At 70.8% G+C, this 24,425-nt stretch carries 22 protein-coding genes; 3 read left to right on the top strand and 19 right to left on the bottom strand.

Annotation, left to right across the window (positions count from 1 at the left end; translation table 11 throughout):
- Positions 1-20 precede the first annotated feature (20 nt).
- The gene (locus tag BLT43_RS10765; RefSeq protein ID WP_090112728.1) at positions 21-1,631 is read right to left on the bottom strand and encodes a BCCT family transporter; all 1,611 of its coding nucleotides are present in this window, start codon (positions 1,629-1,631) and stop codon (positions 21-23) included.
- 261 nt (positions 1,632-1,892) lie between these two features.
- On the opposite strand from BLT43_RS10765, the gene BLT43_RS10760 reads away from it, so the two are divergent.
- Complete coding sequence (locus BLT43_RS10760; RefSeq protein WP_090112726.1) at positions 1,893-2,153, top strand: hypothetical protein; 261 nt, start codon at positions 1,893-1,895, stop codon at positions 2,151-2,153.
- Between the two features lie 201 nt (positions 2,154-2,354).
- Here the strand turns inward: BLT43_RS10760 and BLT43_RS10755 are convergent, their stop codons facing one another.
- Both BLT43_RS10755 and BLT43_RS10750 read right to left on the bottom strand, forming a co-directional pair.
- Positions 2,355-3,674 (bottom strand): ATP-binding protein, encoded by a 1,320-nt coding sequence (locus BLT43_RS10755; protein ID WP_110559015.1) that lies wholly within the window; start codon positions 3,672-3,674, stop codon positions 2,355-2,357.
- Positions 3,671-4,390 carry a response regulator gene (locus BLT43_RS10750; RefSeq protein WP_090112722.1) on the bottom strand — a complete coding sequence of 240 codons (720 nt, stop codon included), beginning with the start codon at positions 4,388-4,390 and terminating at the stop codon, positions 3,671-3,673. The genes BLT43_RS10755 and BLT43_RS10750 overlap by 4 nt, the downstream gene beginning before the upstream one ends.
- A gap of 227 nt (positions 4,391-4,617) precedes the next feature.
- Here BLT43_RS10750 and BLT43_RS10745 point away from each other — a divergent pair, with 227 nt between their 5' ends.
- Entirely contained in the window at positions 4,618-5,157 is a 540-nt protein-coding gene (locus tag BLT43_RS10745) for an EF-hand domain-containing protein (protein ID WP_090112720.1), read from the top strand.
- 21 nt (positions 5,158-5,178) lie between these two features.
- Here BLT43_RS10745 and BLT43_RS10740 read toward each other — a convergent pair whose 3' ends face one another.
- The 10 genes from BLT43_RS10740 to BLT43_RS10695 all read right to left on the bottom strand — a co-directional run bounded on the left by BLT43_RS10740 (position 5,179) and on the right by BLT43_RS10695 (position 17,335).
- Complete coding sequence (locus tag BLT43_RS10740; protein ID WP_090112717.1) at positions 5,179-5,625, bottom strand: universal stress protein; 447 nt, start codon at positions 5,623-5,625, stop codon at positions 5,179-5,181.
- Positions 5,626-5,636: 11 nt separating this feature from the next.
- Positions 5,637-8,279 carry a TRAP transporter permease gene (locus BLT43_RS10735; RefSeq protein WP_090112715.1) on the bottom strand — a complete coding sequence of 881 codons (2,643 nt, stop codon included), beginning with the start codon at positions 8,277-8,279 and terminating at the stop codon, positions 5,637-5,639.
- A 104-nt stretch (positions 8,280-8,383) separates the two neighbouring features.
- Positions 8,384-9,349: a TAXI family TRAP transporter solute-binding subunit gene (locus BLT43_RS10730; RefSeq protein WP_090112712.1), complete on the bottom strand. Its 966-nt coding sequence runs from the start codon at positions 9,347-9,349 to the stop codon at positions 8,384-8,386.
- 84 nt (positions 9,350-9,433) lie between these two features.
- Positions 9,434-9,982, bottom strand: coding sequence for a carboxymuconolactone decarboxylase family protein (locus BLT43_RS10725; RefSeq protein ID WP_242652278.1), 549 nt, complete (start codon positions 9,980-9,982; stop codon positions 9,434-9,436).
- Positions 9,979-11,313 carry an aspartate aminotransferase family protein gene (locus BLT43_RS10720; RefSeq protein WP_090112710.1) on the bottom strand — a complete coding sequence of 445 codons (1,335 nt, stop codon included), beginning with the start codon at positions 11,311-11,313 and terminating at the stop codon, positions 9,979-9,981. Before BLT43_RS10720 ends, BLT43_RS10725 begins: the two co-directional genes overlap by 4 nt.
- A 77-nt stretch (positions 11,314-11,390) precedes the next feature.
- Positions 11,391-12,569: an MFS transporter gene (locus BLT43_RS10715; RefSeq protein ID WP_090112707.1), complete on the bottom strand. Its 1,179-nt coding sequence runs from the start codon at positions 12,567-12,569 to the stop codon at positions 11,391-11,393.
- A 126-nt stretch (positions 12,570-12,695) separates the two neighbouring features.
- Entirely contained in the window at positions 12,696-13,307 is a 612-nt protein-coding gene (locus tag BLT43_RS10710) for an autoinducer binding domain-containing protein (protein ID WP_165612588.1), read from the bottom strand.
- A gap of 206 nt (positions 13,308-13,513) precedes the next feature.
- A complete protein-coding gene (locus BLT43_RS10705) occupies positions 13,514-14,377 on the bottom strand; it encodes an oxygenase MpaB family protein (RefSeq protein ID WP_090112703.1) in 864 nt (287 codons plus the stop codon).
- 68 nt (positions 14,378-14,445) lie between these two features.
- The gene (locus tag BLT43_RS10700) at positions 14,446-14,769 is read right to left on the bottom strand and encodes a PilZ domain-containing protein (RefSeq protein WP_090112701.1); all 324 of its coding nucleotides are present in this window, start codon (positions 14,767-14,769) and stop codon (positions 14,446-14,448) included.
- Positions 14,770-14,806: 37 nt separating this feature from the next.
- Complete coding sequence (locus BLT43_RS10695; protein WP_090112699.1) at positions 14,807-17,335, bottom strand: putative bifunctional diguanylate cyclase/phosphodiesterase; 2,529 nt, start codon at positions 17,333-17,335, stop codon at positions 14,807-14,809.
- A gap of 446 nt (positions 17,336-17,781) precedes the next feature.
- Here BLT43_RS10695 and BLT43_RS10690 point away from each other — a divergent pair, with 446 nt between their 5' ends.
- Positions 17,782-17,985 (top strand): hypothetical protein, encoded by a 204-nt coding sequence (locus BLT43_RS10690; protein WP_090112697.1) that lies wholly within the window; start codon positions 17,782-17,784, stop codon positions 17,983-17,985.
- 115 nt (positions 17,986-18,100) lie between these two features.
- Here the strand turns inward: BLT43_RS10690 and BLT43_RS10685 are convergent, their stop codons facing one another.
- The 6 genes from BLT43_RS10685 to BLT43_RS10660 form a co-directional block, all read right to left on the bottom strand.
- Entirely contained in the window at positions 18,101-18,394 is a 294-nt protein-coding gene (locus BLT43_RS10685; RefSeq protein WP_090112695.1) for a DUF1330 domain-containing protein, read from the bottom strand.
- A 74-nt stretch (positions 18,395-18,468) separates the two neighbouring features.
- Entirely contained in the window at positions 18,469-19,959 is a 1,491-nt protein-coding gene (locus tag BLT43_RS10680) for an NCS1 family nucleobase:cation symporter-1 (protein WP_090112693.1), read from the bottom strand.
- Between the two features lie 96 nt (positions 19,960-20,055).
- Entirely contained in the window at positions 20,056-21,510 is a 1,455-nt protein-coding gene (gene hydA, locus BLT43_RS10675) for a dihydropyrimidinase (RefSeq protein ID WP_090112691.1), read from the bottom strand.
- Between the two features lie 10 nt (positions 21,511-21,520).
- Positions 21,521-22,771, bottom strand: coding sequence for a Zn-dependent hydrolase (locus BLT43_RS10670; RefSeq protein WP_090112689.1), 1,251 nt, complete (start codon positions 22,769-22,771; stop codon positions 21,521-21,523).
- Positions 22,772-22,835: 64 nt separating this feature from the next.
- Positions 22,836-24,155 (bottom strand): omega-aminotransferase AptA, encoded by a 1,320-nt coding sequence (gene aptA / locus BLT43_RS10665; RefSeq protein ID WP_090112687.1) that lies wholly within the window; start codon positions 24,153-24,155, stop codon positions 22,836-22,838.
- A gap of 24 nt (positions 24,156-24,179) precedes the next feature.
- Positions 24,180-24,425: NAD(P)(+) transhydrogenase (Re/Si-specific) subunit beta (locus BLT43_RS10660; protein WP_165612597.1), on the bottom strand; the 246-nt coding region annotated here is incomplete at its 5' end.

Raw genomic sequence — 24,425 nt, 5'->3', positions numbered from 1 at the left:
CCGCGGGCGCGGGCCGGGCGTCAGAACTCCTCCAGCGTCGGGCGCTTGCCGATCGAGACGTGGTCGATCTCCTCGTTGCGGAAGCCCCGCACCAGCGAGGGGATCATCGCGAAGACGAGGCAGAAGATCGGCAGCCCGACCACGGTGATCACCTGCTGCAGCGCGGTCAGGCCGAGATCGCCGGCCAGCACGATCAGCATCATCGCCACGAGCCCCTCCGACACGCCCCAGAACACCCTCTGCCGCACCGGGCCGGGCTTGGCCGAGCCGGTGCAGAGCATGTCGACCACCAGGGAGGCCGAGTCCGAGGAGGTGGCGAAGAAGATCGCCACCACGACCACCGCCACGCCCTGCACCAGCGCGGCCAGCGGGAAGGCCTCGAAGAAGGCGAACATGGCGAGCGGCACCGACTCGGCCACCGCGGCGCTGATCGCGCCGGCCTGATCGCCCAGCGCCGCACGCGCCGCCGCGCCGATGCCGTCGATCTCCATCGCCTGCCAGCCGAAGATCGCGAACCAGACCAGCGTGAAGAGCGAGGGCGCCAGCAGCACGCCGAACACGAACTCGCGGATCGTTCGGCCGCGCGAGATGCGCGCCACGAAGAGGCCGATGAAGGGCGACCAGGTCACCGTCCAGGCCCAGTAGAACACCGTCCAGCCGCCCTGCCAGCCCCAGTCCTCGTTGCCGGGGTTGGTGTCGGCCAACATGTCGTTCCAGAAGGCCAGTCGCGGCAGGTTGCCGAGGTAGAGCCCGACCGTCTCGACCACGCCGCGCAGCAGGAACAGGGTCGAGCCGGTGACCAGCACGAAGACCATCAGCCCGACCGCCATGCCGATGTTGATGTTCGACAAAAGCTTCACCCCCTTGTCGAGGCCGGCGACGATCGAGGCCACGGCCACGCCCGTGAGCGCCGCGAGAATGCCGACCTTGAGCGGCACGCCCGCCTCCCAGCCGAACAGCGCCGAGAGGCCGGCCGCGATCTGCGATGAGCCGAGACCCAGCGACACCGCCACGCCGAACAGCGTGCCGAGGATCGCGGCGATGTCGATCGCCTTGCCCCAGGGGCCGTGGATGCCCTCCTTCAAGAGCGGGTAGAACACCGAGCTCACCCGCACCGGCAGGTCGTAGCGGTTGATGAAATAGGCGAAGGCCAGCCCCGGCAGCGCGAAGATCGTCCAGGTGTGCAGCGCGAGGTGGTAGGTCGCGACCGAGATCGCGTCGCGCGCCGCCTGCTCGGAGAAGGGCTCGACGCCCGGCAGCGGCGGCGTGGCGAAATGGCTGATCGGCTCGGCCACGCCCCAGAACATCAGCACGGTGCCGATGCCGCCGGCGAACAGCATCGTGAACCACGACAGGTTGCTGTAGTCGGGCCGGCTGTCGCGCCGGCCGAGCCGGATATGGCCGTGCCGGCTCATCGCCGCCCAGATCAGGAAGCCGAGCCAGACATTGACGCCGAGGATGAAGAACCAGCCCAGATGCGACACGATCCAGGCCCGCCCGGCGGCGAAGGCGTCGCCGATCGGGCCGGGCGCGATGACCAGCGCCAGCACGAAGACCACCGTACAGATCGCCGACGTGAAGAAGATCACCGGGTCGGTCTTCAGCCCCAGCCGGTCCGCAACTCGTTTCACGCGCCACCCTCCCCTGCGTCTCGTCCACCGGTTGCACCCGCGGGTGCAGGGGTCCAATGGCCCGCGGCGGCGATGGGTTCCCGAGATGGACAGCCGCAGGCCCTGCCGCTAAGATCGGGCCATCAGACGCTACGTGCCGCCCGGCAGGTAGCGACCGGAGCCGCCGCGACAGGGATTGACCGGTTCCACGTCCGCCAGTGACCTGCCGCCTCCACCGGCCGCCCCTTTCCGGATCGGCACCGCACGATCACGGAGGCTCGCATGATCGCACAAGACCCGCTGCACACCCGTCTGGAGGAGATCGCCCAGAAGCTCGACGTCGCCGAGCACAGGCTCGACGACCGCGCCAAGTGGCTGCATGGCAACGTGCTGACCAAGGAAGAACTGCTCGCCCGCTACAAGGTGGTGAAACGCCGGCTGAAGCGCGACATCGCCGATCTCGAGGCGCGCGGCCACCATGTCGGCCCGCTCGAGGCTTCGCTGCGCGAGTGGTGGCTGTCGCTGACGCTCTCCACCCGCTGAGCGCGCGGGCCGAGGCAAGAAAAGCGGCCGCCGCGGGCCTCGGGAGGCGCGCGGCAGCCGCAGGTTTGAGGGCTCGCACGGCAGTCGCGGGTCACAGGACGCTTGCGGCAGCCGCAGCTATTCAGGTGAGTGCGGTAACCGAAGGTCTTGGGACGCGTGCGGCAATCGCAGGTCTCAAGTCGCGTGCGGCAAACGCAAGTATTAAGTTGCGTGCGGTAGCCGCACGACGGCCCTGAGGCCGCCCCCGGCGCGGTTGGACAGCTCCACCCCGCCGCCATGCGCGCGCAGGATCGAGCGCGCGATCGACAGGCCCAGCCCCGCTCCGCCGGTCTCGGCGCTGCGGCTGGCCTCGCCGCGCGCGAAGGGCTCGAACAGCGCCTCGCGCCGCTCGTCGGGGATGCCGGGGCCGTCATCGTCGATCTCGACCACCGCCATGCCGCCGGCCTCGCGCAGCCGCACCCGCGCCGCGCCGCCATAGCGGATCGCGTTGTCGACGAGGTTGCCGATGGCCCGCGTCAGCGCCACAGGCCGCCCGCGCACCGGCCCGGCGGCGCCGCCCTCGAACACGGCGCCGCGCTCGGCGCAGAGCCGGTCGAGCAGCGCGGCAAGCTCGACCTCCTCTGCCGCCTCGGCCTCGCGGCCGCTGCGGGCATAGCTCACCAGCCCGTCGGCCATCACCGCCATCTCGTCGAGCGTGCGGACCATCGGCTCGGCCTCGGCCTCGTCGAGCATCTCGGCGCGGATGCGCAGGCTGGTGATCGGCGTGCGCAGGTCGTGGCCCACCGCCGCCAGCACGCGCATCCGCTCGGCGTCGAAGCCTTCGATCCGGGCCTGCATCTCGTTGAAGGCGGCGGCCGCCTCGCGCATCTCGCGCGCGCCCTCCTCCGGCACCCGCGCCGAGCGGTCGCCGCGCCCGGCGGCGCGGGCAGCGGCGGCGAGCTGGCCCAGCGGCCGGGTCAGGTGGCGCAGCCACAGAAGCCCCACGGCGAGCACCGTCAGCAGCGACAGGCCGAGCACGGTCAGGAAGGCGCGCCCCCCCTCCGCCGCGGCCTCCGGCGGGCGCAGACCGGCGGCGGTCACGTTGACCCAGCCGCCCGCCTCGAGCGCGATCGACAGCGCCACGCCCTCGGCCCGCCGGTGGCGCGGCCCGTCGGGCCGGGGCGCGAGCAGCGCCACGCGCACCTCGCGCCCGCCGAGCGCCTCCGACAGCCGCCGCCCGAGCGCGGCGGCGCGCGGCCCCGACTGGTCGCGCGCCACCAGCGGCGCGGGCCCGGCCGCGATCCGCGCCAGACGGGTCGAGGCGCGCCGCGCCAGCTGCGGCCGCCGCTCGGGGTCGAGCGCCTCCATCGCCGGGACCAGCGCCACCAGCCGCTCGATCTCGCGCAGCGCGCCGGCCTCGCGGCCGATCCGGTCGCGCTCGAAGGACAGAAGCACCACCGCGACGAGGTTGGCCGCCAGCAGCGCCGCGACCAGAAGCAGCGCGAAGCGCCCTGCGAGGCCATCCGGGTAGAGCCGTCTCATTCCAGCGCCTCGACATCGGCGGCGAGCATGTAGCCGCCGCCCCATTCGGTGACGATCAGGCGGGGATGCTTGGGGTCGTCCTCGATCTTGCGGCGCAGGCGGCTGACCTGGTTGTCGATCGCCCGGTCATAGGCCTTGGCCTCGCGCCCGGCGAGCAGGTCGAGAAGCCGCACCCGGTCGAGCACGGTGCGCGGCGCGTCGAGCATGAGCGCCAGAAGCCGGCTCTCGCCCGAGGTCAGCTCGGCCTTGCGGCCGTCCTCGTGGCGAAGCGTGCGGGCCGCCGGGTCGTGGGTCCAGCCGGCGAAACGGCGGCGGCCGGCGGGCAGCGGCGGCGCGGCGGGCGGGGCGCGGCGCAGCACGGCGCGGATGCGCGCCAGCAGTTCGCGCGGGTTGAAGGGCTTGGTGACGTAGTCGTCGGCGCCGAGCTCCAGCCCGACGATGCGGTCGGTCTCCTCGGCCATGGCGGTGAGCAGGATCACCGGCGGCCCGCCCTTCGCCACCAGCGCCCGGCACAGGCTGAGTCCGTCCTCGCCCGGCATCATCACGTCGAGCACGACGAGCGCGATCCGCGCCTCCTCGAGCACGGCGCGCGCCTCGGCGGCGCCGGCGGCCAGCCGCACCCGGTAGCCCTGCTTCTTCAGGTACTGGCCGAGCGGCTCGCGAATGTCGCGCGCGTCGTCGACGACGAGGATCTGCGGCTCGGCGGTGTCGGTCATGCGAAAGGCTCCCTTCCCCTCCCTTCTAGGGCGCGATCCGGGGCCGCGACCACCCTGCCGGGCCCCGACGGGGGCGGAGTTTTGTCGCGAGGTGTAACGGCCACCCCGGCTGCGACAGAGGGCGACAATGCCGAAGTGGCGCCGCGCCGGGGCCGGTGCCAGATCTGGCCCATCACCGGCGGCGCGGCCCGCCCCGCCGGGACGAGACCGATACAAGGAGCCAGATCATGAAACCCAAGACCTTCATCCCCGCCGCCTTCCTCGCCACCGCCCTGACCGGCGCTGTCGCCGCGATCGCCACCGCGCAGGGGGCCACCCTGCCGGCCGACGCCGCCGCGACCGGGACCGCGCCGGCCGAGCTGCGGCAGGCCCATGCCGAGGAGCATGGCCGCATGGGCCGGCATCATGGCCCGCGCGGCGGCCGCGGCCATCACGGCGGCGGCGAGATGATGCGCAACCTGTTCGAGCAGGCCGACGCCGATGGCGACGGCAGCCTGAGCCGGGCCGAGATCGACGCCTTCCGCGCGGCGCAGGTCTCGGGGGCCGACGCCTCGGGCGACGGCGCGCTCTCGATAGAGGAATTCGAGACGCTGTGGAGCGCCTTCACCCGGTCGCGGATGGTCGATGCCTTCCAGGAGCTCGACGCCGACGGCGACGGCGCGATCACCGCGGCCGAGATCGACGGCCGGGTCGACCGGATGGTCGAGCGGCTCGACCGCGACGGCGACGGCACGATCGGGCCGGACGACCGCCCGCGCCGGCGCTGAATGCCCGCGGGGCCCGGCGCCTCAGCGCCGGGCCTTGCCCTTGTAGTCGCGCACCACGAAGACCGACTGCCGGGCGTGGCGCACCACCCGCGCCGCGTTCGGCCCGATCAGGTAGTCGCTGAGCGCCGGGTCGTGCGAGGCGAGCACGATCGCCTGGGCCTCGAGCCGGTTCGCCGCCGAGATGATCTCCTCGTAGACGCGGCCGTGCAGCACGTGCGGGTGCACCTCGACCTCGTCGGGCAGGTTCGCCTCGACCCATTCGGCCAGCTTGCGCCCGACATCCTGCAGGAGCTTCTTCTCGTGGCCGCGGTCGAAATAGCCGCCGACGATCGAGAGCCCGTAATCCGGCACCACCGTCACCACGTGGAGCACGCCCTCGGGCTCGACCAGCCGCAGCGCGGCGGGCAGCGCGGCGCTCCAGCTGGTCTCCTGCGAGAGATCGATCGGCAATAGCACGGTATCGAACATGACGCGTCTCCTCAGAAGGCGGGCTTGGTCTGCCGCCGGCGCTGCAACATGATCACCAGGCCGAGCAGCAGCAGCGCCGGGATGTAGAAGACGTATTTGGTGATCCGCTCGCGCGGGGCCAGCACCTCGGCCAGCTCGACCGGCTGCTCGGCGTAGAAGTCGAAGTTCGACAGCTTCTCGGCGGTCTCGGTGCCGAACATCGGCTCGTCGAGCCGCACCACGCCGGCATCGGGGTAGAGCATCAGGCCGGAGGCGTCGATCCGCTCGGCCGCGCCGCCGTCGCCCTCGATGTTCATCACCAGCGTGGTCTCGGCGGTCTCGCCGGTGGCGAAGTCGGGGCCCCGGATCAGCAGCCTGAGCCGCGCGCCGTCATCGGCGGCCGCGACCGCCTCCTCGAAGCGCGCGGGCTCGATCGTCTCGAAGGGCGACTGGATCTGGTTCAGCCAGAAGCCCGGCACGAAGAGCGTGAACGCGACCAAGAGCAGCGCCGCGGATTCGTGCAGCCGCGACGAGGCGAGGAAGTAGCCCTGCGTCGCCGCCGCGAAGAGCAGCATCGCGAAGGTGGCCACCACGAAGATGAACACCGCCTGCCCGATCCCGAACCAGGTACCCAGATCGATGCCGTAGAGGATGAGCGCCGGGTTGTAGATGAAGAGGAAGGGCAGCGCGACGGTCCGCAAGGAGTAGAAGAAGGCGGTGAAGCCGGTGCGGATCGGGTCGCCCCCCGAGACGGCGGCGGCCGCGAAGCTCGCGAGGCCGACCGGCGGCGTCACGTCGGCCATGATGCCGAAGTAGAACACGAAGAGATGCGCCGCGATCAGCGGCACGATCAGCCCCTCCTGCGCGCCGAGGTTCACCACCACGGAGGCCATCAGCGACGACACCACGATGTAGTTGGCGGTGGTCGGAAGCCCCATGCCGAGGATCAGCGAGAACAGCCCGACGAAGACCAGCATCAGGATCAGGATGCCGCCCGAGAGCTGCTCGACGAGGCCGGCGAGCTCGGTGCCGATCGGGGTCTTGGTGACGGTGGCGACGATGATGCCGGCGGCCGCGGTGGCGACGCCGATGCCGATCATGTTGCGCGCGCCCGCGATCAGGCCGTCGCGCAGGTCGCCCAAGCCCGCCATGAACTCGTGGGCGAGATCGCCGCCCTGCCCGCGGAACAGCGCCTTGAGCGGGCGCTGGGTGACGATGATCATGAGCATCAGACCGGTGGCGTAGAAGGCCGACTTGGCCGGGCTCTGCTGCTCGACCATCAGGAACCAGACCAGCACCAGGATCGGCAGGATGTAATGCAGGCCGGTGGCGTAGACCTGGCCCACGGTGGGCAGGTGGATCTCGGGGTCGTTGGGGTCGTCCATGTGCAGGTCGGGACGCTGCGCCGCGACCCAGACGAGGCCGAGATAGATCACGCCGAGCACCACCATCATCACCGGCGCGGCCAGCGACGGCAGCGCCGCCTCGAGCGCGTTGACGCCGTAGATCAGCGCGGTGAAGGCCGCGCCGAACACCGCGAAGCCGATGAAGAACTTCACGATCATGCCGAGGAAGCTCTTGCTCTCGCCCAGCGCAGGCATGTCCTTCTTCAGCGCCTCGAGATGCACGATGTAGACCAGCGCGATGTAGGAGATCACCGCCGGGATGAAGGCGTGCTTGATCACCTCGATGTAGGAGATGCCGATGAACTCGACCATCAGGAAGGCGGCCGCGCCCATCACCGGCGGCATGATCTGGCCGTTGACCGAGGAGGCCACCTCGACCGAGCCGGCCTGCTCGTTGGTGAAGCCCACCCGCTTCATCAGCGGGATGGTGAAGGTGCCGGTGGTCACCACGTTGGCGATCGAGGAGCCGGAGATGAGACCGGTCATGGCCGAGCCGACGACGGCCGCCTTGGCCGGGCCGCCGCGCAGATGGCCGAGCCCCGCGAAGGCGAGCTGGATGAAGTAGTTGCCGGCGCCGGCCTTGTCGAGGAGCGAGCCGAACAGCACGAAGAGGAAGACGAAGGCGGTCGAGACGCCGAGCGGGATGCCGAAGACGCCCGCGGTGTCGAGCCATTGCGCGTTGATCAGCGAGGTGAAGCTGAGACCCTCATGCTCGATCAGGTCGGGGATCAGCCAGCCGGTGCCGAAATAGGCGTAGAGCAGGAACAGCGATCCGACCACGGTGAGCGCCGGGCCGAGCGCGCGGCGCGAGGCCTCGAGCAGCACCACGAGGCCGACCGAGCCGATCACCACCTGCGCGGTGGTGGGCAGGCCCGAGCGCGCGGTCATCGCCAGCGTGTCGGAGAACCAGAAGACGTAGAAGCAGCAGAAGGCCGCGACGAGGGCCAGCGCCCAGTCGACGATCGGCACCCGGTCGCGCGGGCTGCGCTTGAAGGCCGGGTAGGCCAGATAGGCCAGGAAGATCGCGAACATCAGGTGGATCGGCCGGGTCTGCGACGAGTTCAGCACCGGGAAATAGGCGCCGAACCACAGCTGCGGCTGCGCGATCCAGAGCTGGAACAGCGACCACGCCAGCGCCGTGCCGGCGATCAGCCGGGCGGTGAAGCGGTTCGAGGGGTCGCGCGCGCCGGAATCCGTGCTGGTGACGAGATCCTTCAGCTCGTCGTCCGAATAGTGGCGGCCCTGCCGGGCCTCGCTCTGGTCAGCCATCGGACGCGTTCCCCTTCGATTGTCACGTTGAGGCCGCCTCGCGGGCGGCGATGGCCGGGGCGCGTCGCGCGCGCCCCGGCCGCTGGCTCAGCAGGCGGGCCCGATCACTCGAGCAGGCCGGCCTCGCGGTAGTACTTCTCGGCGCCGGCATGCAGCGGCGCGGAGAGGCCGTCGCCGACCATCTCTTCCTTGGTCAGGTCGGCGAAGGCCGGGTGCAGGCTCTTGAACTGGTCGAAGTTCTCGAACACCGCCTTCACGGTCTCGTAGACCACCTCCTCGGGCACGCTGGCCGAGGTCACGAAGGTCGCGCCGACGCCGAAGGTCGCGGTGTCCTCGTCATTGCCGCGATACATGCCGCCCGGAATGGTGGCGGTGCGGTAGTAGGGGTTCTCGTCGACCAGCTTGGTCACGGCGTCGCCCGACACGTCCACCAGCACCGCGTCGCAGGCGGTGGTCGCCTCCTGGATCGAGCCCGACGGGTGGCCGACGGTGTAGACCATCGCGTCGATGTTGTTGTCGCACAGCGCCTGGGACTGCTCGGCCGCCTGCAGCTCGGAGGTGAGCTGGAAGTCGTCCATGGTCCAGCCCATCTCGGCCATCAGCACCTCCATGGTGCCGCGCTGGCCCGAGCCGGGGTTGCCGACATTGACGCGCTTGCCCTTGAGATCCTCGAAGGTCTCGATGCCGGCATCGGCGCGGGCCACGACGGTGAAGGGCTCGGGATGCACCGAGAACACGGCGCGCAGGTCCTCGAAGGCGCCCTGCTCCTCGAACTGCGAGGTGCCTTCCATGGCGTGGAACTGCCAGTCGGACTGGGCGACGCCGAACTCCAGCTCGCCCGAGCGGATGGCGTTGATGTTGTAGACCGAGCCGCCGGTCGACTCGACGCCGCAGCGGATGCCGTGGTCGGCGCGGCCGCGGTTCACCAGCCGGCAGATGGCGCCGCCGGTCGGGTAGTAGACGCCGGTCACGCCGCCGGTGCCGATCGAAATGAACTGCTGCTCCTGCGCGGCGGCACCGCCGGCCGCCAGCGTCAGCGCCGCGGCGGCGCCTGCGATATAGGTCTTCATGGTCGGTCTTCCTCCCGGACTCTTTACCTCTGAACTGCCCACAGCGTGAAACGCCGAACGCAAAAGTCAAGCTGCGAGCACGATTTACGCCTTCGGCGCGGGTCGTTCGTCTAACTCGGCACGGATGCCTTCGTCCAGTTCAAGATCGGTGCTGTTCGCCAGAAAGGCGAGCGTGGTGTAGAAGCCGACCGTCGCCATCAGGTCGAACAACCCCTTGCGGCCGACCAGATCCTCGACCGCCGCGCGCCGCGCGGCCGAGACGCGCGAGGCCTGCAGAAGCTCGTCCACCGCGCCTGCGATCACCGCGTCGGCCGGCGCCATCGCCTCGAGCGGCCCGGCGATCGAGGCGATCCGGTCCTCGGACATGCCGAGCTTGCGGGCGCGGCTGACATGGTGGCCCCATTCGTAGGCCGAGCCGTGGCGATGGCCGGTGCGCAGGATCACCACCTCGCTGAACTCGAGCCCCAGAGAGGTGTCGACCACGACATGCTGGCGCAGATCGGCCCAGGCGCGCAGCAGGGCCGGGTGATGCGCCATCACCCGGTAGACGTCGAGCCGGCCGGCGAAGCCCGGCAGCATGTCGGTGATCTCGGCCGGCCAGTCGGCGTCGGGAAGCGGCGCGATGCCGGTCACGAGGGCAGCTCCGCCAGCGCGAGGTCGATCGCCTTGGCGAGCCGGGCGACGATCTCGTCCACGTCGTCGCGGGTGACGATGAAGGGCGGCGCCAGCAGCACGTGGTCGCCGCGCTGCCCGTCGATCGTGCCGCCCATCGGGTAGCACATCAGCCCCTGCCCCATCGCCTGCGCCTTGATCCGGGCGTGCAGCTTGAGATCGGGGTCGAAGGGCGCCTTGGTGGCGCGGTCCGCGACCAGCTCGATCCCCTGGAACAGGCCGCGGCCGCGGATGTCGCCGACCTTCGGATGATCGCCCAGCACCTCCTCGAGCCGGGCGCGCAGATGCGCGCCCATCTCGCGCACGTTTTCCAGCAGGTTGTCGCGGGCGATCACCTCCTGCACGGCCAGCGCCGCGGCGGCGGCCATCGGATGGCCCATGTAGGTGTGGCCGTGCTGGAAGAAGCCCGAGCCGCCGGCGATGGCGTCGTAGATCTTCTGGCTCAGCAGCACCGCCCCGATCGGCTGGTAGCCCCCGCCAAGTCCCTTGGCCACGGTCATCAGGTCGGGCGCGATGCCCTCCTGCTCGCAGGCGTGCAGCGTGCCTGTGCGCCCCATGCCGCACATCACCTCGTCGAGGATCAGCAGCACCCCGTGCCGGTCGCAGATCTCGCGGATGCGCTTGAAGTAGTCGCCCACCGGCGGCACCGCCCCGGCGGTGGCCCCGACCACCGGCTCGGCCACGAAGGCCAGCACGTTCTCGGCCCCGAGCTCGGCGATCTTGGCCTCCAACTCGCCCGCGGCGCGGGCGGCGTAGTCGGCCGCGCTCTCGCCCTCGTGCTGCTCGCGATAGGCGAAGCAGGGCGCGATGTGGTGGGTCTCGATCAAGAGCGGCCGGAACTGCGCGCGGCGCCATTCATTGCCGCCGGCGGCCAGCGCGCCCAGCGTGTTGCCGTGATAGCTCTGGCGGCGGGCGATGACGTGGCGGCGCTGCGGCTCGCCGCGCTCGGTGAAGTACTGCCGCGCGAGCTTGAGCGCCGCCTCGACCGCCTCGGAGCCGCCGGAGACGAGATAGGCATGGCCGATCCCCTCGGGCGCGTCCGCCACCAGACGCGCGCCGAGCGCCTCGGCCGCCTCGGTGGTGAAGAAGCCGGTATGGGCATAGGCGAGGCTGTCGGCCTGCCGGTGCAGCGCCGCGAGCACGTCGGGATGGCCGTGGCCGAGGCAAGACACGGCGGCGCCGCCGCAGGCGTCGATGTAGCTGCGCCCCTCGCTGTCCTCGATGGTGATGCCGCGCGCGGCCACGGCGAGGCGGGGCGTGCTGCGGGTCGTGCGGTGAAGAAGGCGGGTCACTTGGGGGCCTCGATGGTCTTGAATCGTTGCCGTCACCTTGAACCTCGGCCGCGCCGCCGGCAAGCGATCGGGCCGGCTCAGGCCGGCGCGGCCCCGCCCGCCCCGCGCCGCCGCGCGAGGCCCAGATGCACCGCGATGCCGAGCCCGTAGGCGCCGACCAGGAAGCCCGCCATGCCGGCCCGGCCGAAGCCCTCGACCGCCCAGAGCAGGAGCGGCGTGCCCAGCGCGTTGCCCAGATTGCCCATCTGCGCCACGGCGCCGTTGGCGAGGCTCTGCGCCTCGGCCGCGGGGTTGAGCTGCGGGATCGCGGTGAAGCTGCCGGCCTGCACGAGGCCCAGCGTCGCGGCCAGCGCGATCGGCGGCCAGGGGCTCGCGGGCCAGATCACCAGCCCCAGCGCCGCCAGAAGGGCCAGACCGAAGCCCAGCACCACCACCGGCACCGCCGGCCAGCGCCGCAGCAGCGCCACGCCGAGGCTGAGCGCGCAGGCGATCCCCGCCAGCGGCATCGTCACCGCCACCAGCGCCCGCTCGGCCGGGGCCAGCATCGCCGGCAGCACCGTCATCAGCGACACGAAGGTGAGCGTGTAGAACAGCCAGCCCAGCGCCGGGGCCGAAAGCGCCGGCGAGCGGTAGATCTCGACATGCCGGCGCAGCAGCGCCCGCGGGTCGAGCGGCAGCGGCGCCCCGGGCGGCGGCCGGCGCGGCAGCATCCGCGCCAGCACGAGCGCCAGCGTCGCCATGGCGCCCGCATGCAACACGAAAAGCAGCGCCGGCCCGCCCCGCGCCACGACCGCCGGGCCGAACCAGGCCACCAGTGCGAAGGCCACGCCGAAGAAGGTGCTCCACAGGGTCATCGCCAGCGGCCGGTGCCGCGGCGCGCTGGCCTGTCCGATCAGGCTGGGGGCTGCGACCACGATCAGCAGGTGCGACAGCCCCTCGACCACGCGGCTGGCCAGCAGCACCGGCAGCGGCGGCATCAACGCCTGGAACAGCGAGACCGCCGCCCCGAGCCCGAGCGCGAAGATCAGCACGCGGCGCGGCCCGCGCGCCGTGATCAGCCCGGCCAGCAGGCCGAGCCCGATGCCCAGAAAGCTCAGCAGCGACACGGCGAGGCCGAGCCCCGCCCCGGCCTCGGGATAGGCCGCCTGCAGGGCGGGGAAGATCACCGCCATCTTGGCGAATTGCGCCGCAGCACCAAGCCCCGCGGCCCAGAGCGCGATGATCAGCCAGCCGGCGCTGCGTTCGGTCTGCGTCATGCCGCCTTCCTGCCAGCGGCCGGGCGGCGCGGCAAGGCTTGGCGGGGCAAGACCTGGCACGGCAAGGGTTGGCGCGGCGGCCGTTCGGGCGCCGCGCCGGTCGGGTCAGCCGGTCGGGTCAGCCGGTCAGATCAGCCCGCGCGCCTGCGCGGCGTGCACCGCCTCGGCGGTGGTGCGGGCGGCGAGGCTGTCGCGCGCCGATTTCAGCCGGGCCTTCAGGGCGCTTTCGCTGATGCCGATCCGCGCCGCCGCACGGGCATGGCGTTCGCCCGCGGCCATCAGCTCCAGCGCCTCGATCTGCGCCGGCGTGACGCGCAGCTCGGCGCAGGGTTCGGCATGCAGGATCTGCAGCTGGTGCAGCACCTCGTCTAGCTCGGCGCGGGCGAAGGGCCGGTCCTTGCGCGCCACGCCGCAGAAGGAGCGGCTCTCGGCGGTGCCGGTCGCGACCGTGGCGCCGAAGCGCAGGCCATGCGCCTTGGCGTCGGCCATCACCCCGCCATGGTCGACCAGAACCGGGTCGTCCCAGTCGATCACGCCGTCATTGGCCAGCCCCCAGAAGATCGTGGGGTCGCGCAGGAAATAGGACTTGCGGTCATAGGTGGCGCGCCATTCCTCGGGGTAGCGGTTCTCGAGATGCAGCGGCCGGCCCTTGCTGACCCGCATCACCGCCGCGCAGCCGGCCGGCGCGAGCTGCGCCAGGGCATCGAAGTCCGAGCTCGAATAGCTGTGCAGTTTCATGTCCGGATCCTCTCTTGCCCGCCCTTTCCAACCACGGTGACGCGCTGCCTGCCGCGCGAGCCCGCGTGATGCGTATGCCTCGAGACCAGATCTAGGCGTAATTCGGGATTTTTTTGGGGCACGGGCCGGCCCGCAAAGGGGCTTTTGTGCAGTGCAGCGCACAACGACGCTGCGTTGCCGCATATGTGACGTTACGTCCCCTTCGATCAGGGCCGCGGCGGCTCGCCTCGCCCCGCCGGCCATGTGCCCAGCTCGGCGATCCGGTAGCCCACCGGGTAGCCGGGCCGGTGCAGCGCCGTGATCCGGCGCGGGCGCCGGCGGCGCGGCAGCCGGCGCAGCACCGCCGCCCGCGCCGCCATCGCGGCCAGAACCGCGCGGCGCAGACCGGCGGGCGGCGGCGCGAAACCCATCGCCGCCAGCAGGGGCGCGTCCATCAGCGACAGCGCCACGGGCCGCGCGGCCTTGATCAGCGGCCGCGGCAGGTAGAAGCCCAGCAGCAGGTCGAGCGTCGCGGTCCCGATCGCGCGGTTGCTGTCGGCATAGCGGTAGCGCTCGCGCTCGACCCGCGCGTTCTGGGCGGCGAAGCCGTCGAAATCCTCGGGGATGCCCTCGATCCCCATGCGCCGCCCGAGCGCGCGGTAGTAGTTGGTCCAGCCCGCCCGCTCATGCGGCGTCATCGGGCGGCGGCCGAAGCGTTCGAGCCAGCGCACCGGTTCGAGCACGAAGGTGCCCAGAACGTAGAGCATGTCCTCGTTGGCGATGCGGTAGCTGCCATGCATGGCGTTGATCCGCCCGATCGCCTCGCGTCCTCGGCCGCTGTCGAGGCCGTTCTCGAGCGGCTCGGAGAGCAGCAGCTCGGTGTCGTCGTAGCGCTTGCGCGGGCGGCGCAGGAACTCGCCCGTCCTCTCCAGCAGCCCCGAGATGGAGGGCACGGCATAGGTGCGGAACAGCGCGAATTCGAGCGCGCGCTCGATGTCCCAGGCGAAGGCGTGGCAGGTGAGCAGATAGGCGATCCGCTCGTAATCCCGCTCGGCCGACAGGGCGGGGATCTCGTCCTCCGGACAGCGCATCCGGTCCTCCTGGGCAGGCTGGCGGCGCCGCGATCCTAGCGCAGCGGCGATGCGGGATGAAGCCCGCCTCAGCCCAGCTCGCGCAGGCCGTGATCCCAGGCACCGGGGCCGGCGAAGCCGCCCGCCGCGCCGCGAAAGGCGTTCACCTCGGAGGCGCCCAGCGGCATCACGAAGCGCACGCCGGTCTGGCGCTCGTTCGACCAGACCACCCGGGCGGGCAGGCGCAGGTTCAGGTGGCACAGCGTGACCGCCGCATCGCTTGGCAGCCGCCCCAGCCGTGCCAGCCGCGCGCCGGTGGCGCTGATGTTCACGAGGCTGGCCCGCACCGTCTGCCCGCCATGCTCGACGCGCAGCTCCCGGTCGGAGGGGTATCTCTGTTCTCTGTAGCGCATCCGTCTTCTCCGTCCCCTTATGTGGGCTCACCTGCCCTCAACCGGCCGCGCTGCGCAACCCGGCCGCGGCTTCCAGCGGCAGCGGCAGCTCGCCCGGCGTCCGGCCGATCCTCTCCAGCAATGCCATCACCTCGGCGCCGCACACGGCCGGGCTGAAATAGAAGCCCTGCACCTCGGTGCAGCCCTCGCTGCGCAGCCGCTCGAGCTGGTCGGAGGTCTCGACCCCCTCTGCCGTGGTCACCATGCCGAGGCTCGCGCCCATGCTCGAGATCGCCCGCACGATGGCCAGCGCGTCGCCGTGGTTGACCACGTCCCTGATGAAGGAGCGGTCGATCTTGATCTTGTCGAAGGGGAAGGTCCGCAGGTAGCCGAGCGAGCTGTAGCCGGTGCCGAAATCATCCATCGAGATCCGCACGCCGAGCCCGCGGAGCCGCTTCAGGATCGCCAGCGTCTGCTCGGAGTGCTGCAGGAGCACCGCCTCGGTGATCTCCAGCTCGAGCCGCTGCGGCGCCAGCCCCGATTCCGCCAGCGCCGCCTCCACCTCGGCCACCAGCGTGAGCGAGCGGAACTGCAGCGGCGAGAGGTTGACCGCGACCCGCACCTCCGCGGGCCAGCGCGCGGCGCTGGCGCAGGCCTCGCGCAGCACCCAGGCGCCGATCTGGCCGATCAGGCCGATCTCCTCGGCCAGCGGGATGAACTCGCCGGGGGAGACCTGGCCGCGGCTCTCATGCGGCCAGCGCAGCAGCGCCTCGAGGCAGCTCACCCGGCCAGTCTCGAGGTTGACGATCGGCTGGTAGTGCAGCTGCAGCTCGCCCTCGGCCAGCGCCCGGCGCAGGTCCAGCTCGAGCGCCCGGCGCTTCTGCATGCGGGCATCCATCTGCGGCTCGAAGAACCGGTAGGTGCCGCGCCCGTCGGCCTTGGCGCGGTAAAGCGCGAGATCGGCGGCCTTGAGCAGCTCCTCGGGGTTCACGCCGTCGGGCGGCGCGATCGAGATGCCGATGCTGGTGCCGATGACGATCTGGTGGCCCTCGATCTCGTAGGGCACGCCCAGCGCCGCGACGACCCGTTCGGCCAGCCGGCCCGGCTCGCCCGGCGAGGCGATGTCGCGCTCGATGATCGCGAACTCGTCGCCGCCCAGCCGCGCCACGGTGCTCGACTGGCGCAGGCAGCCGCGCAGCCGCTGCGCGACCTCCTGCAGCAGCGCGTCGCCGACCGAGTGGCCGAGCGTGTCGTTGACCGGCTTGAAATTGTCGAGGTCGAGCGCGAGCACCGCCATCTGCCGGCCCCGCGCGCTCTGCGCCAGCGCCTCGTCGAGCTTGTCGCGGAAGCGGCGGCGGTTGGGCAGGCCGGTCAGCGCGTCGTGCTGGGCCATGTGCTCGACCTGGGCCTCGGTGCGCTTGCGCTCGGTCACGTCCTCGAAGGTGGCGACCCAGCCGCCGCGCGGCAGCGGCACGCGCACCACCGACACCAGCCGGCCATCGCGGATCGCCTCGAGATAGCGCAGCGGCTCGCCGCCGCCTTGCGTGCGCCCCAGCGCCAGCTTGATCTCCTCGACCCGCGCCTGGTCGTAATTGCCGGCGCGCCGGCAGGCCGCCAGCACCTCGTCGAGCCCCATCCCCTCCTCGAGCTCGCCCTCGGCGAGGCCGTAGATCTCCTCCAGCCGGCGGTTGCTGATCACCAGGCGGTGGTGCGAATCGAACAGGCACAGCCCCTGCGCCATCTGCTCGAGCGCGGTGTCGAGCTGCTCGCGACGGGCGAGGATCTGGGCGTTGGACTGGGCGAGCAGCGACTGGAACCGCACCGCGAGGCTGCCGATCTCGTCGCAGCGTTCGAGCACCCCGGCCGGCATCTGCGAGAGGTCGCCATTGGCCTGGATGCGGCGCACCGCCCGCGCGAGCTGCGCCAGCGGCTCGAGCACCATGCGCTGCACCGTCGCGCCGAGCAGCGCGATCACCGCCAGCGCCGCCGCGAGGCCCAGAAGCGCGGTCTTGGCCGTCGCCTCGAAGACGCCGGCGCGCAGGTGGCCGTGATCCCAGGCGATGCTGATCGTGCCGATCGGCACCGGCTGGCCGCCGCCATCGCCGCCGCCCATCACCGGCGCGGTGACCACGAACAGCTCGCCATGGCGGGCCTGCTGGACCTCGCACAGCTCGATCGCCGCCGCGGCCTGCGCGTCGAGCAGGCCAGGCGCCAGCGGCGCCGCCCCCTCGGCCGCGAAGCGTTCGAGCACGCCGCCATCGGTGCCGGTGATGCGCAGCCCGGCGATCGCGGGCGCCTCCATCTGAGCCGCGGCGGCGTCTTCGTCATGCGGCGGCATGGCGAGGTCGGACCGGATCGCCGCGAGGTAGCCCGGCTCGTCCATCTCGATGCCATGCCGCGCGAGGCTCGCCGCGAGCACGGTCCGGTCGCGACTCGCGGCCTCGCCGAACTCCATCAGCCCGCCGAGCCGCGACGAGCTCTGCTGCAGGATCACAAGGCTGAAGCACAGGCCGAGCCCGAGCATCAGGATCGCCTGCACCTTCAGGCGCAGCGAGCGCCGGAGCTTGTACATGATGACGCGAAGCATGATCGGCGATTCCTCTTCAGGCCCGCGGGGGCGCGGCGGGGCGGCCCGACCCGGCCCGGCTGCGACGACGGCCCGGCTTCGGCGCGCGCAGGGCCTCGGCCCCGGCGGGGCGCGGGTCGCGTGGCGCGAAGGCAGGATCGGGTCGCATCGGCGGAGCCTTTCGGACGGGCGGACGTGGCGGGCGCGAGGCCCGGTGGTCAGTCAGCTGCGCCGGCAATTGGGGCAGAAAATGGGCAGCCCCGGTCCATTCCCGGTGCGGGGGCGGCATTGTTGCAGCCTCGCCCCGGTTTCACGGCATCCGTCCCCCTGCCCCGCGGCTCGGGCGCGCGCCGCCGCGCCGGCGCGAACGCGCCAGGACATGGCGGCCCCAGCTTTGCCAGATTCTCGCAAAATCGGTGCCGCAATGGGTTGCGACCACTTCAGCGTGACAAGGGGGACGAGCAGCGATGATGATCGAGGGCACCGGCATCCACAGCGAGACCCGAGCGCTGCGCGGCCTTCCGGCCAATTATGCCTGGAAACCCCGCCCGGCCGGGCGCGGCCACGACATCGCCAAGCTGATGGCCCTCACGGCCGCGCAGCCTTCGCCGCCGCCGCCGCTGCGGACCGGTGTCGTGCTGATCCGCCGGACCGCCGCCAGCGGTGAATGAGCGCCCCGGCCGCAAGTCCTTCATGACATCGGCCGGCCTGCCCGGCCCCGCGGGCAAGGTCTAGGCACGGCCCGCCCCCGACGCGCGGCGACGGCCGTGCCGGGCGGGCCCGGCTTCAGTCGGGCGCGCCTTCGAGGATCATGATGTTGGCGATGCCCGCGCCTTCGCGGTGACGCTTGGCGGCCTGGTAGGCATCGGAGTTGTAGCAGGCGAGCGCCGCCTCCATCGAGTCGAACTCGATCACCACGTTGCGCGGGTGGCTCTCGCCTTCCAGCGCTTCGATCCGGCCGCCGCGGGCCAGCACCTTCGCGCCATGGGCGCGGAACGCCTCGGTCGCGCCTTCGGCATAGAGCTTGTAGGGCTCGGGGTCGGTGACCGTCACATGGGCGATCCAGTAGGCCTTGGGCATGTCGTCTTCTCCGTCGTCTGGACATGGATGGGCCGGGGCGGTCCGCGCCGCCCCGGCCCGTCAGGCACGCGGCCTCACTTGGCGAGCGCCCGCGAGAGCACGAGATAGGCCGCGCCCGCCACGAACAGACCCACGAACCAGGCATAGGTGTAGATCGTCGCGAAGAGCGGCGAGGTGCCCGCCGTCAGGCCGACGCCGGCCAGGAAGCCCGGCAGGTTGGGCAGGATACCGATCACCAGAGCGCCGAGCCCGGCCCAGTTGGTGCCGTTCCGGCCGGCGTAGATGCCGTCCATCCGGAACAGCTCGGCCACCTCGAGCTTGGTCTTCCGCAGCAGGTAGTAGTCCGCCAGCATCACGCCCGCGATCGGGCCCAGCAGCGCCGAGTAGGCGATCAGCCAGCCGCCGATGTGATCGACCAGGATCCACGGGAACATCGCGACCCCGATCCCGGCGGTGATGTAGCCGCCGCGCTTGAGGTTGATCTTGCTCGGCGCGAGGTTCGAGAAGCCGTGCGAGGGCGCCACGACGTTGGCGGCGAGGTTGGTGGTCAGCGTCGCCACGATCAGCGCGAAGAGCGCGATGATGATCGAGAAGCCGCCCATCCGCTCGGCAAGCTGTATCGGATCCCAGATCGCCTCGCCGTAGATCACGATCGTCGCCGAGGTCACCGCCGAGGCGATGAAGGCAAACAGCGCCATCGGGATCGGCAGGCCGACGAGCTGGCCCAAAAACTGGTCCTTCTGGCTCCTGGCGTGGCGGGTGAAGTCCGGGATGTTTAGCGCCAGCGTCGCCCAGAAGCCGATCATGCCGGTGAGGCTCGGCCAGAACACCACCCAGAACTGCCCTTCCTGCGGCTGGCCCGGATCGAACGCGCTCGGGTTCGACAGCATCGGGCCGAAGCCGCCGGCGGCGAAATAGGCCCAGCCCAGCAGCGCCAGGCCCATCGCCAGCAGGAACGGCGCGGCATAGGTCTCGAGCCAGCGGATCGATTCCGTGCCATGGGTGATGAAGTAGAGATGCAGCCCCCAGAAGGCGAGGAAGCAGAGGAACTCCGCGAGGCTGATGCCGACCACCGGCAGCGCCTCGCCGGCCAGCGCGCCGCCGGTGAGCGTGTTGAGGATCACGAAGATCGCCGAGCCGCCGACCCAGGTCTGGATGCCGAACCAGCCGCAGGCGACGATGCCGCGCGCCACGGCCGGGATCTTGGCGCCGGTGGGGCCGAAGGAGGAGCGCAGGAGCACCGGGAAGGGAATGCCGTACTTGGTGCCGGCATGGCCCAGAAGCACCATCGGGATCAGCACGATGGCGTTGGCCGCGAGGATGGTCAGCACCGCCTGGTCCCAGCTCATGCCGGAATTGATCAGGTAGGAGGCCAGAAGATAGGTCGGGATGCAGACCACCATGCCGACCCAGAGCGCGGCGATGGCGAGCCAGTCCCAGGTCCGCTCGGCCGCCGTGGTCGGCAGCTGGTCCTCGTTGTAGAGCCTCGGATCCATGCCGGCGGCGTCGAGGCGCGCCTGCGCCCCGCCATCCGCCGCGGGGATGCCCGCAGTCAAATCCGTCATGTCTTGTCCTCTCCCTGTTATTGGTCTTGCGGCGCCCTTGTTCTCGATAGCGGGCGTTAAAGAAAATGCCCCCAAAAGTCTTGGGGGCATTTCGCGTCAGACGCAGGCCGGCATGTTCTCGGGCTTGCGCTCCACCTTGCGCGGCGCGGTCACCTCCTTCCACTTCGACAGCGCCTTGTTCACCTCCGGGAAGGCCGGGCGCTTGACGAAGCGGCCATGGCCCGGCGTCGCGCAGACCTCCCCGTCATCGACCGCGAGCGTGCCGCGGCTCAGCACGTGGCGCGGCAGGCCGGTGACCTCGCGGCCCGAAAAGACGTTGTATTCCACGACCGATTGCTGGGTCTCGGGCGAGATCACCTTCGACTTCTTCGGATCCCAGACCACGATGTCGGCGTCCGAGCCCTCGAGGATCGCGCCCTTCTGCGGGTAGATGTTGAGGATCTTGGCGATGTTGGTCGAGGTGACGGCGACGAACTCGTTCTTGGTCAGACGCCCGGTGTTCACCCCTTCGCTCCACAAGACCGGCATCCGGTCCTCGAGCCCGCCTGTGCCGTTCGGGATCTTGGTGAAGTCGTCGATGCCGGTGCGCTTCTGGTCGACGGTGAAGGCGCAGTGATCGGTCGCCACCACCTGCAACGAGCCCGCCTGCAGACCGGCCCAGAGGCTGTCCTGGTTCGACTTGTCGCGGAAAGGCGGCGACATCACGCGCTGGGCGGCGTGGTCCCAGTCGGGGTTGCGATACTCGCTGTCGTCGAGCACGAGATGCTGGATCAGCGGCTCGCCATAGACCCGCATCCCCTTCTGGCGCGCGCGGCGGATCGCCTCGTGCGCCTGTTCGCAGGAGGTATGCACCACGTAGAGCGGCACGCCGGCCATGTCGGCGATCATGATGGCGCGGTTTGTGGCCTCGCCCTCGACTTCCGGAGGCCGCGACATGGCGTGGCCCTCGGGGCCGCGGATGCCGTCGACCAGCAGCTTCTGCTGCATGGTGGCAACGACGTCGCCGTTCTCGGCATGCACCATCGGCAGCGCGCCGATCGCGGCACAGCGGCGGAAGCTGTCGAACAGCTCGTCGTCATCCACCATCAACGCGCCCTTGTAGGCCATGAAGTGCTTGAAGGAGTTGATGCCGAGGTCGACGACTTGGCTCATCTCCTCGAACACCTGCTCGCCCCACCACGTCACCGCCATGTGGAAGGAATAGTCGCCGCAGGCGCGCTGCGACTTGGCGTGCCAGCCCTCGAGCGCCTCGATCAGCGACTGGCCGGGGCTCGGCAGGCAGAAATCGACCACCATGGTGGTGCCGCCGGCGAGGCCCGCGCGGGTGCCGCTTTCGAAATCGTCGGCCGAATGGGTGCCCATGAAGGGCATCTTCAGATGCACATGCGGGTCGATCCCGCCGGGCATTACGTAGCAGCCGGTGGCGTCGATCACCTTGTCACCGGAAAGGTCCGCGCCGATCTGCACGATGCTCTCGCCCTTGATGGCGATGTCGGCCTCGTAGCTGCGGTCGGCGGCGACGATGGTGCCGCCCTTGATCACGGTTCTCATGCTCATCTCCTCACTCCACGATTTCGGCGGTCTCGAGAACGGCGTGCAGCAGCACGTCGCAGCCGGCGGCGGCCCAGTCGCGGCTGATCTCCTCGTCCTCGTTGTGGCTCAGCCCGTCGACGCAGGGGCACATGATCATCGCCGTGGGCGCCACGCGGGCGATCCAGCAGGCGTCGTGGCCGGCGCCCGAGATGATCTCGCGATGCGAGAAGCCCAGCTTCTCGGCGGCGCGGCGCACCGCGTCCACGCATCCCTCGTCGAAGGGCACGGGATCGAAGCCGCCGACCTTCTCGAAGGCGATCTCCAGCTCCATCTCGTCGGCGATACGCTGCCCCTCGACGCGCAGCCGCGCCTCCATGTCCTCGATCACCGCGAGGTCCGGCGAGCGGAAATCGACGGTGAAGACCGCCTTGCCGGGGATCACGTTGCGCGAGTTCGGGAAGACCTCGATATGGCCGGCCGCGCCGACCGCGTGCGGCTTGTGGCTCCATGCGATCTCGTCGACCTTGTCGAGGATGCGCGCCATGCCGAGGCCCGCGTTGCGGCGCATCGGCATCGGGGTGGAGCCGGTGTGGCTCTCCTTGCCGGTGATCGTCACCTGCGTCCAGCTCAGCCCCTGCCCGTGGGTGACGACGCCGATATCGCGGCCCTCGGCCTCGAGGATCGGACCCTGCTCGATATGCAGCTCGAACATCGCGTGCATCTTGCGGCTGCCCACCGGCTCGTCGCCGACATAGCCGATGCGGGCCAGCTCGTCGCCGAAGCGCTTGCCGTCGGCATCCTCGCGCGCATAGGCCCAGTCCTGCGTGTGCACGCCCGCGAAGACGCCGCTCGACAGCATGGCGGGGGCGAAGCGGGTGCCCTCCTCGTTGGTCCAGTTGACCACGACGATCGGGCGGCGCGGGGTGAGGCCCCGGTCGCGGATCGAGCGCACGACCTCGAGGCCCGCGAGCACGCCCAGCACGCCGTCATACTTGCCGCCCGTGGGCTGGGTGTCGAGATGGCTGCCCATCATCACCGGGTCGAGATCGGGCTCGGCCCCTTCCAGCCGGGCGAACATGTTGCCCATGCTGTCGACGCCGACGCTCATGCCGGCCTCCTCGCACCAGCGCTTGAACAGGTCGCGCCCCTCGCGGTCGGCGTCGGTCAGCGTCTGGCGGTTGTTGCCGCCGCGCAGGCCGGGGCCGATCCTGGCCATCTGCATCAGCGAGTCCCACAGCCGGGCCCCGTCGATCCGGGTGTTGGTCTGGATGTCTTTCATGTGTCCTCCCATTGCTGGCGCGGGGTCCGGCCGCCCTCCCCGGCCGCCGGACCGCGCGCCCGTCTCAGGCGTCGAGCGCCGCGCCGAGCGTGCCGACCAGCTGGTCGATCTCGGATTTCTCGATGATCAGCGGCGGCGACATGGCGATGGTGTCGCCGGTGGTGCGCAGGTGCACGCCCATGTCCCAGGCGCGCAGATAGGTGTCGAAGGCCCGCTTGGTGGGCTGGTCCGCGAAGGGCTCCAGCTCCACCGCGCCGACGAGGCCGACGGCGCGGATGTCGATCACGCCGGGCTTGTCCTTCAGGCTGAACAGCGCCTCGGCCCAGTAGTCCTCGAGGCTCGCGGCGCGCTCGAACAGCTCCTCCTCGCGGTATGTGTCGAGTGCTGCGAGTGCCGCGGCGCAGGCCACCGGGTTGCCGGAATAGGTGTAGCCGTGGAACAGCTCGATCATGTGGTCGGGCCCGGTCATGAAGGCGTCGTGGATCGCCTCGCTCGCCAGCACCGCGCCCATCGGGACGACGCCGTTGGTCAGCCCCTTGGCGGTGGTGATCATGTCCGGCTCGACGCCGTAATAGTCGGCGCCGAAGGCCCGGCCGAGACGGCCATAGGCGGTGATCACCTCGTCGAAGATCAGAAGGATGCCGTGTTTGCGGGTGATCTCGCGCAGCTTCTGCAAATAGCCCTTGGGCGGCAGGATCACCCCGGCCGAGCCGGCCATCGGCTCGACGATCACCGCCGCGATGGTCTCGGCACCGTGCAGCGCCACCATGCGCTCCAGCTCGTCGGCCAGCTCCGCCCCGTGCTCGGGCTGGCCGCGGGTGAAGCCGTTGCGCGCGATGTCGTGCGTGTGCGGCAGGTGGTCGACGCCGCCCAGAAGCGTGCCGAAGGCACGGCGGTTGTTGACCATGCCGCCGACCGAGATGCCGCCGAAATTGACGCCGTGATAGCCCTTGTCGCGGCCGATCAGCCGGGTGCGTCCGGCCTCGCCGCGCGCCTTGTGGTAGGCCAGCGCGATCTTCAGCGCGGTCTCGACCGATTCCGAGCCGGAATTGGTGAAGAAGACGTGGTTGAGCTTGCCCGGCGCCAACTCGGCCAGGCGCGAGGCCAGCTCGAAGGCCTTGGGGTGGCCCATCTGGAAGGCCGGCGCGTAGTCGAGTTCCTCAACCTGCCGCTGCACGGCCTCGGTGATGCGCGGCGCGCGGTGGCCGGCATTGACGCACCACAGCCCGGCGGTGCCGTCCATCACCTTCCTGCCCTCGGTGGTGGTGTAGTACATGCCCTCGGCGCTGGCGATCATGCGCGGGTTGCCCTTGAACTGCCGGTTGGCGGTGAAGGGCATCCAGTAGGCGCCGAGGTCGTTGCGGATCTTGGTCTCTGCGTTCATCTCGATATTCCTCGAACGGGGGCCTCAGGCGACCCGAGTCAGCAGCTCGTCGAGCGACTTCTTGGCGTCGCCGTAGAACATGCGGGTGTTGTCCTTGAAGAAGAGCGGGTTCTCGATGCCGGAGTAGCCGGTGCCCTGGCCGCGCTTGGAGACGAAGACCTGCTTGGCCTTCCAGACCTCGAGCACCGGCATGCCGGCGATGGGCGAGTTCGGGTCGTCCTGCGCGGCGGGGTTCACGATGTCGTTCGAGCCGATGACGATGGCGACGTC

Origin of the sequence: Limimaricola pyoseonensis, assembly GCF_900102015.1 — a bacterium.
In the GTDB taxonomy this organism is placed as follows: Bacteria; Pseudomonadota; Alphaproteobacteria; order Rhodobacterales; family Rhodobacteraceae; genus Limimaricola; species Limimaricola pyoseonensis.
This window is presented reverse-complemented; position numbering and strand designations above follow the sequence as displayed.

Excerpts from the sequence above, each read along its gene's own strand:
- BLT43_RS10760 (WP_090112726.1), top strand. The coding sequence starts at position 1,893 with ATGATCGCACAAGACCCGCTGCACACCCGTCTGGAGGAGATCGCCCAG.
- BLT43_RS10755 (WP_110559015.1), bottom strand. The coding sequence starts at position 3,674 with ATGAGACGGCTCTACCCGGATGGCCTCGCAGGGCGCTTCGCGCTGCTT.
- BLT43_RS10750 (WP_090112722.1), bottom strand. The coding sequence starts at position 4,390 with ATGACCGACACCGCCGAGCCGCAGATCCTCGTCGTCGACGACGCGCGC.
- BLT43_RS10745 (WP_090112720.1), top strand. The coding sequence starts at position 4,618 with ATGAAACCCAAGACCTTCATCCCCGCCGCCTTCCTCGCCACCGCCCTG.
- BLT43_RS10740 (WP_090112717.1), bottom strand. The coding sequence starts at position 5,625 with ATGTTCGATACCGTGCTATTGCCGATCGATCTCTCGCAGGAGACCAGC.
- BLT43_RS10735 (WP_090112715.1), bottom strand. The coding sequence starts at position 8,279 with ATGGCTGACCAGAGCGAGGCCCGGCAGGGCCGCCACTATTCGGACGAC.
- BLT43_RS10730 (WP_090112712.1), bottom strand. The coding sequence starts at position 9,349 with ATGAAGACCTATATCGCAGGCGCCGCCGCGGCGCTGACGCTGGCGGCC.
- BLT43_RS10715 (WP_090112707.1), bottom strand. The coding sequence starts at position 12,569 with ATGACGCAGACCGAACGCAGCGCCGGCTGGCTGATCATCGCGCTCTGG.
- BLT43_RS10710 (WP_165612588.1), bottom strand. The coding sequence starts at position 13,307 with ATGAAACTGCACAGCTATTCGAGCTCGGACTTCGATGCCCTGGCGCAG.
- BLT43_RS10705 (WP_090112703.1), bottom strand. The coding sequence starts at position 14,377 with ATGCGCTGTCCGGAGGACGAGATCCCCGCCCTGTCGGCCGAGCGGGAT.
- BLT43_RS10700 (WP_090112701.1), bottom strand. The coding sequence starts at position 14,769 with ATGCGCTACAGAGAACAGAGATACCCCTCCGACCGGGAGCTGCGCGTC.
- BLT43_RS10695 (WP_090112699.1), bottom strand. The coding sequence starts at position 17,335 with ATGCTTCGCGTCATCATGTACAAGCTCCGGCGCTCGCTGCGCCTGAAG.
- BLT43_RS10690 (WP_090112697.1), top strand. The coding sequence starts at position 17,782 with ATGATGATCGAGGGCACCGGCATCCACAGCGAGACCCGAGCGCTGCGC.
- BLT43_RS10685 (WP_090112695.1), bottom strand. The coding sequence starts at position 18,394 with ATGCCCAAGGCCTACTGGATCGCCCATGTGACGGTCACCGACCCCGAG.
- BLT43_RS10680 (WP_090112693.1), bottom strand. The coding sequence starts at position 19,959 with ATGACGGATTTGACTGCGGGCATCCCCGCGGCGGATGGCGGGGCGCAG.
- hydA (WP_090112691.1), bottom strand. The coding sequence starts at position 21,510 with ATGAGAACCGTGATCAAGGGCGGCACCATCGTCGCCGCCGACCGCAGC.
- BLT43_RS10670 (WP_090112689.1), bottom strand. The coding sequence starts at position 22,771 with ATGAAAGACATCCAGACCAACACCCGGATCGACGGGGCCCGGCTGTGG.
- aptA (WP_090112687.1), bottom strand. The coding sequence starts at position 24,155 with ATGAACGCAGAGACCAAGATCCGCAACGACCTCGGCGCCTACTGGATG.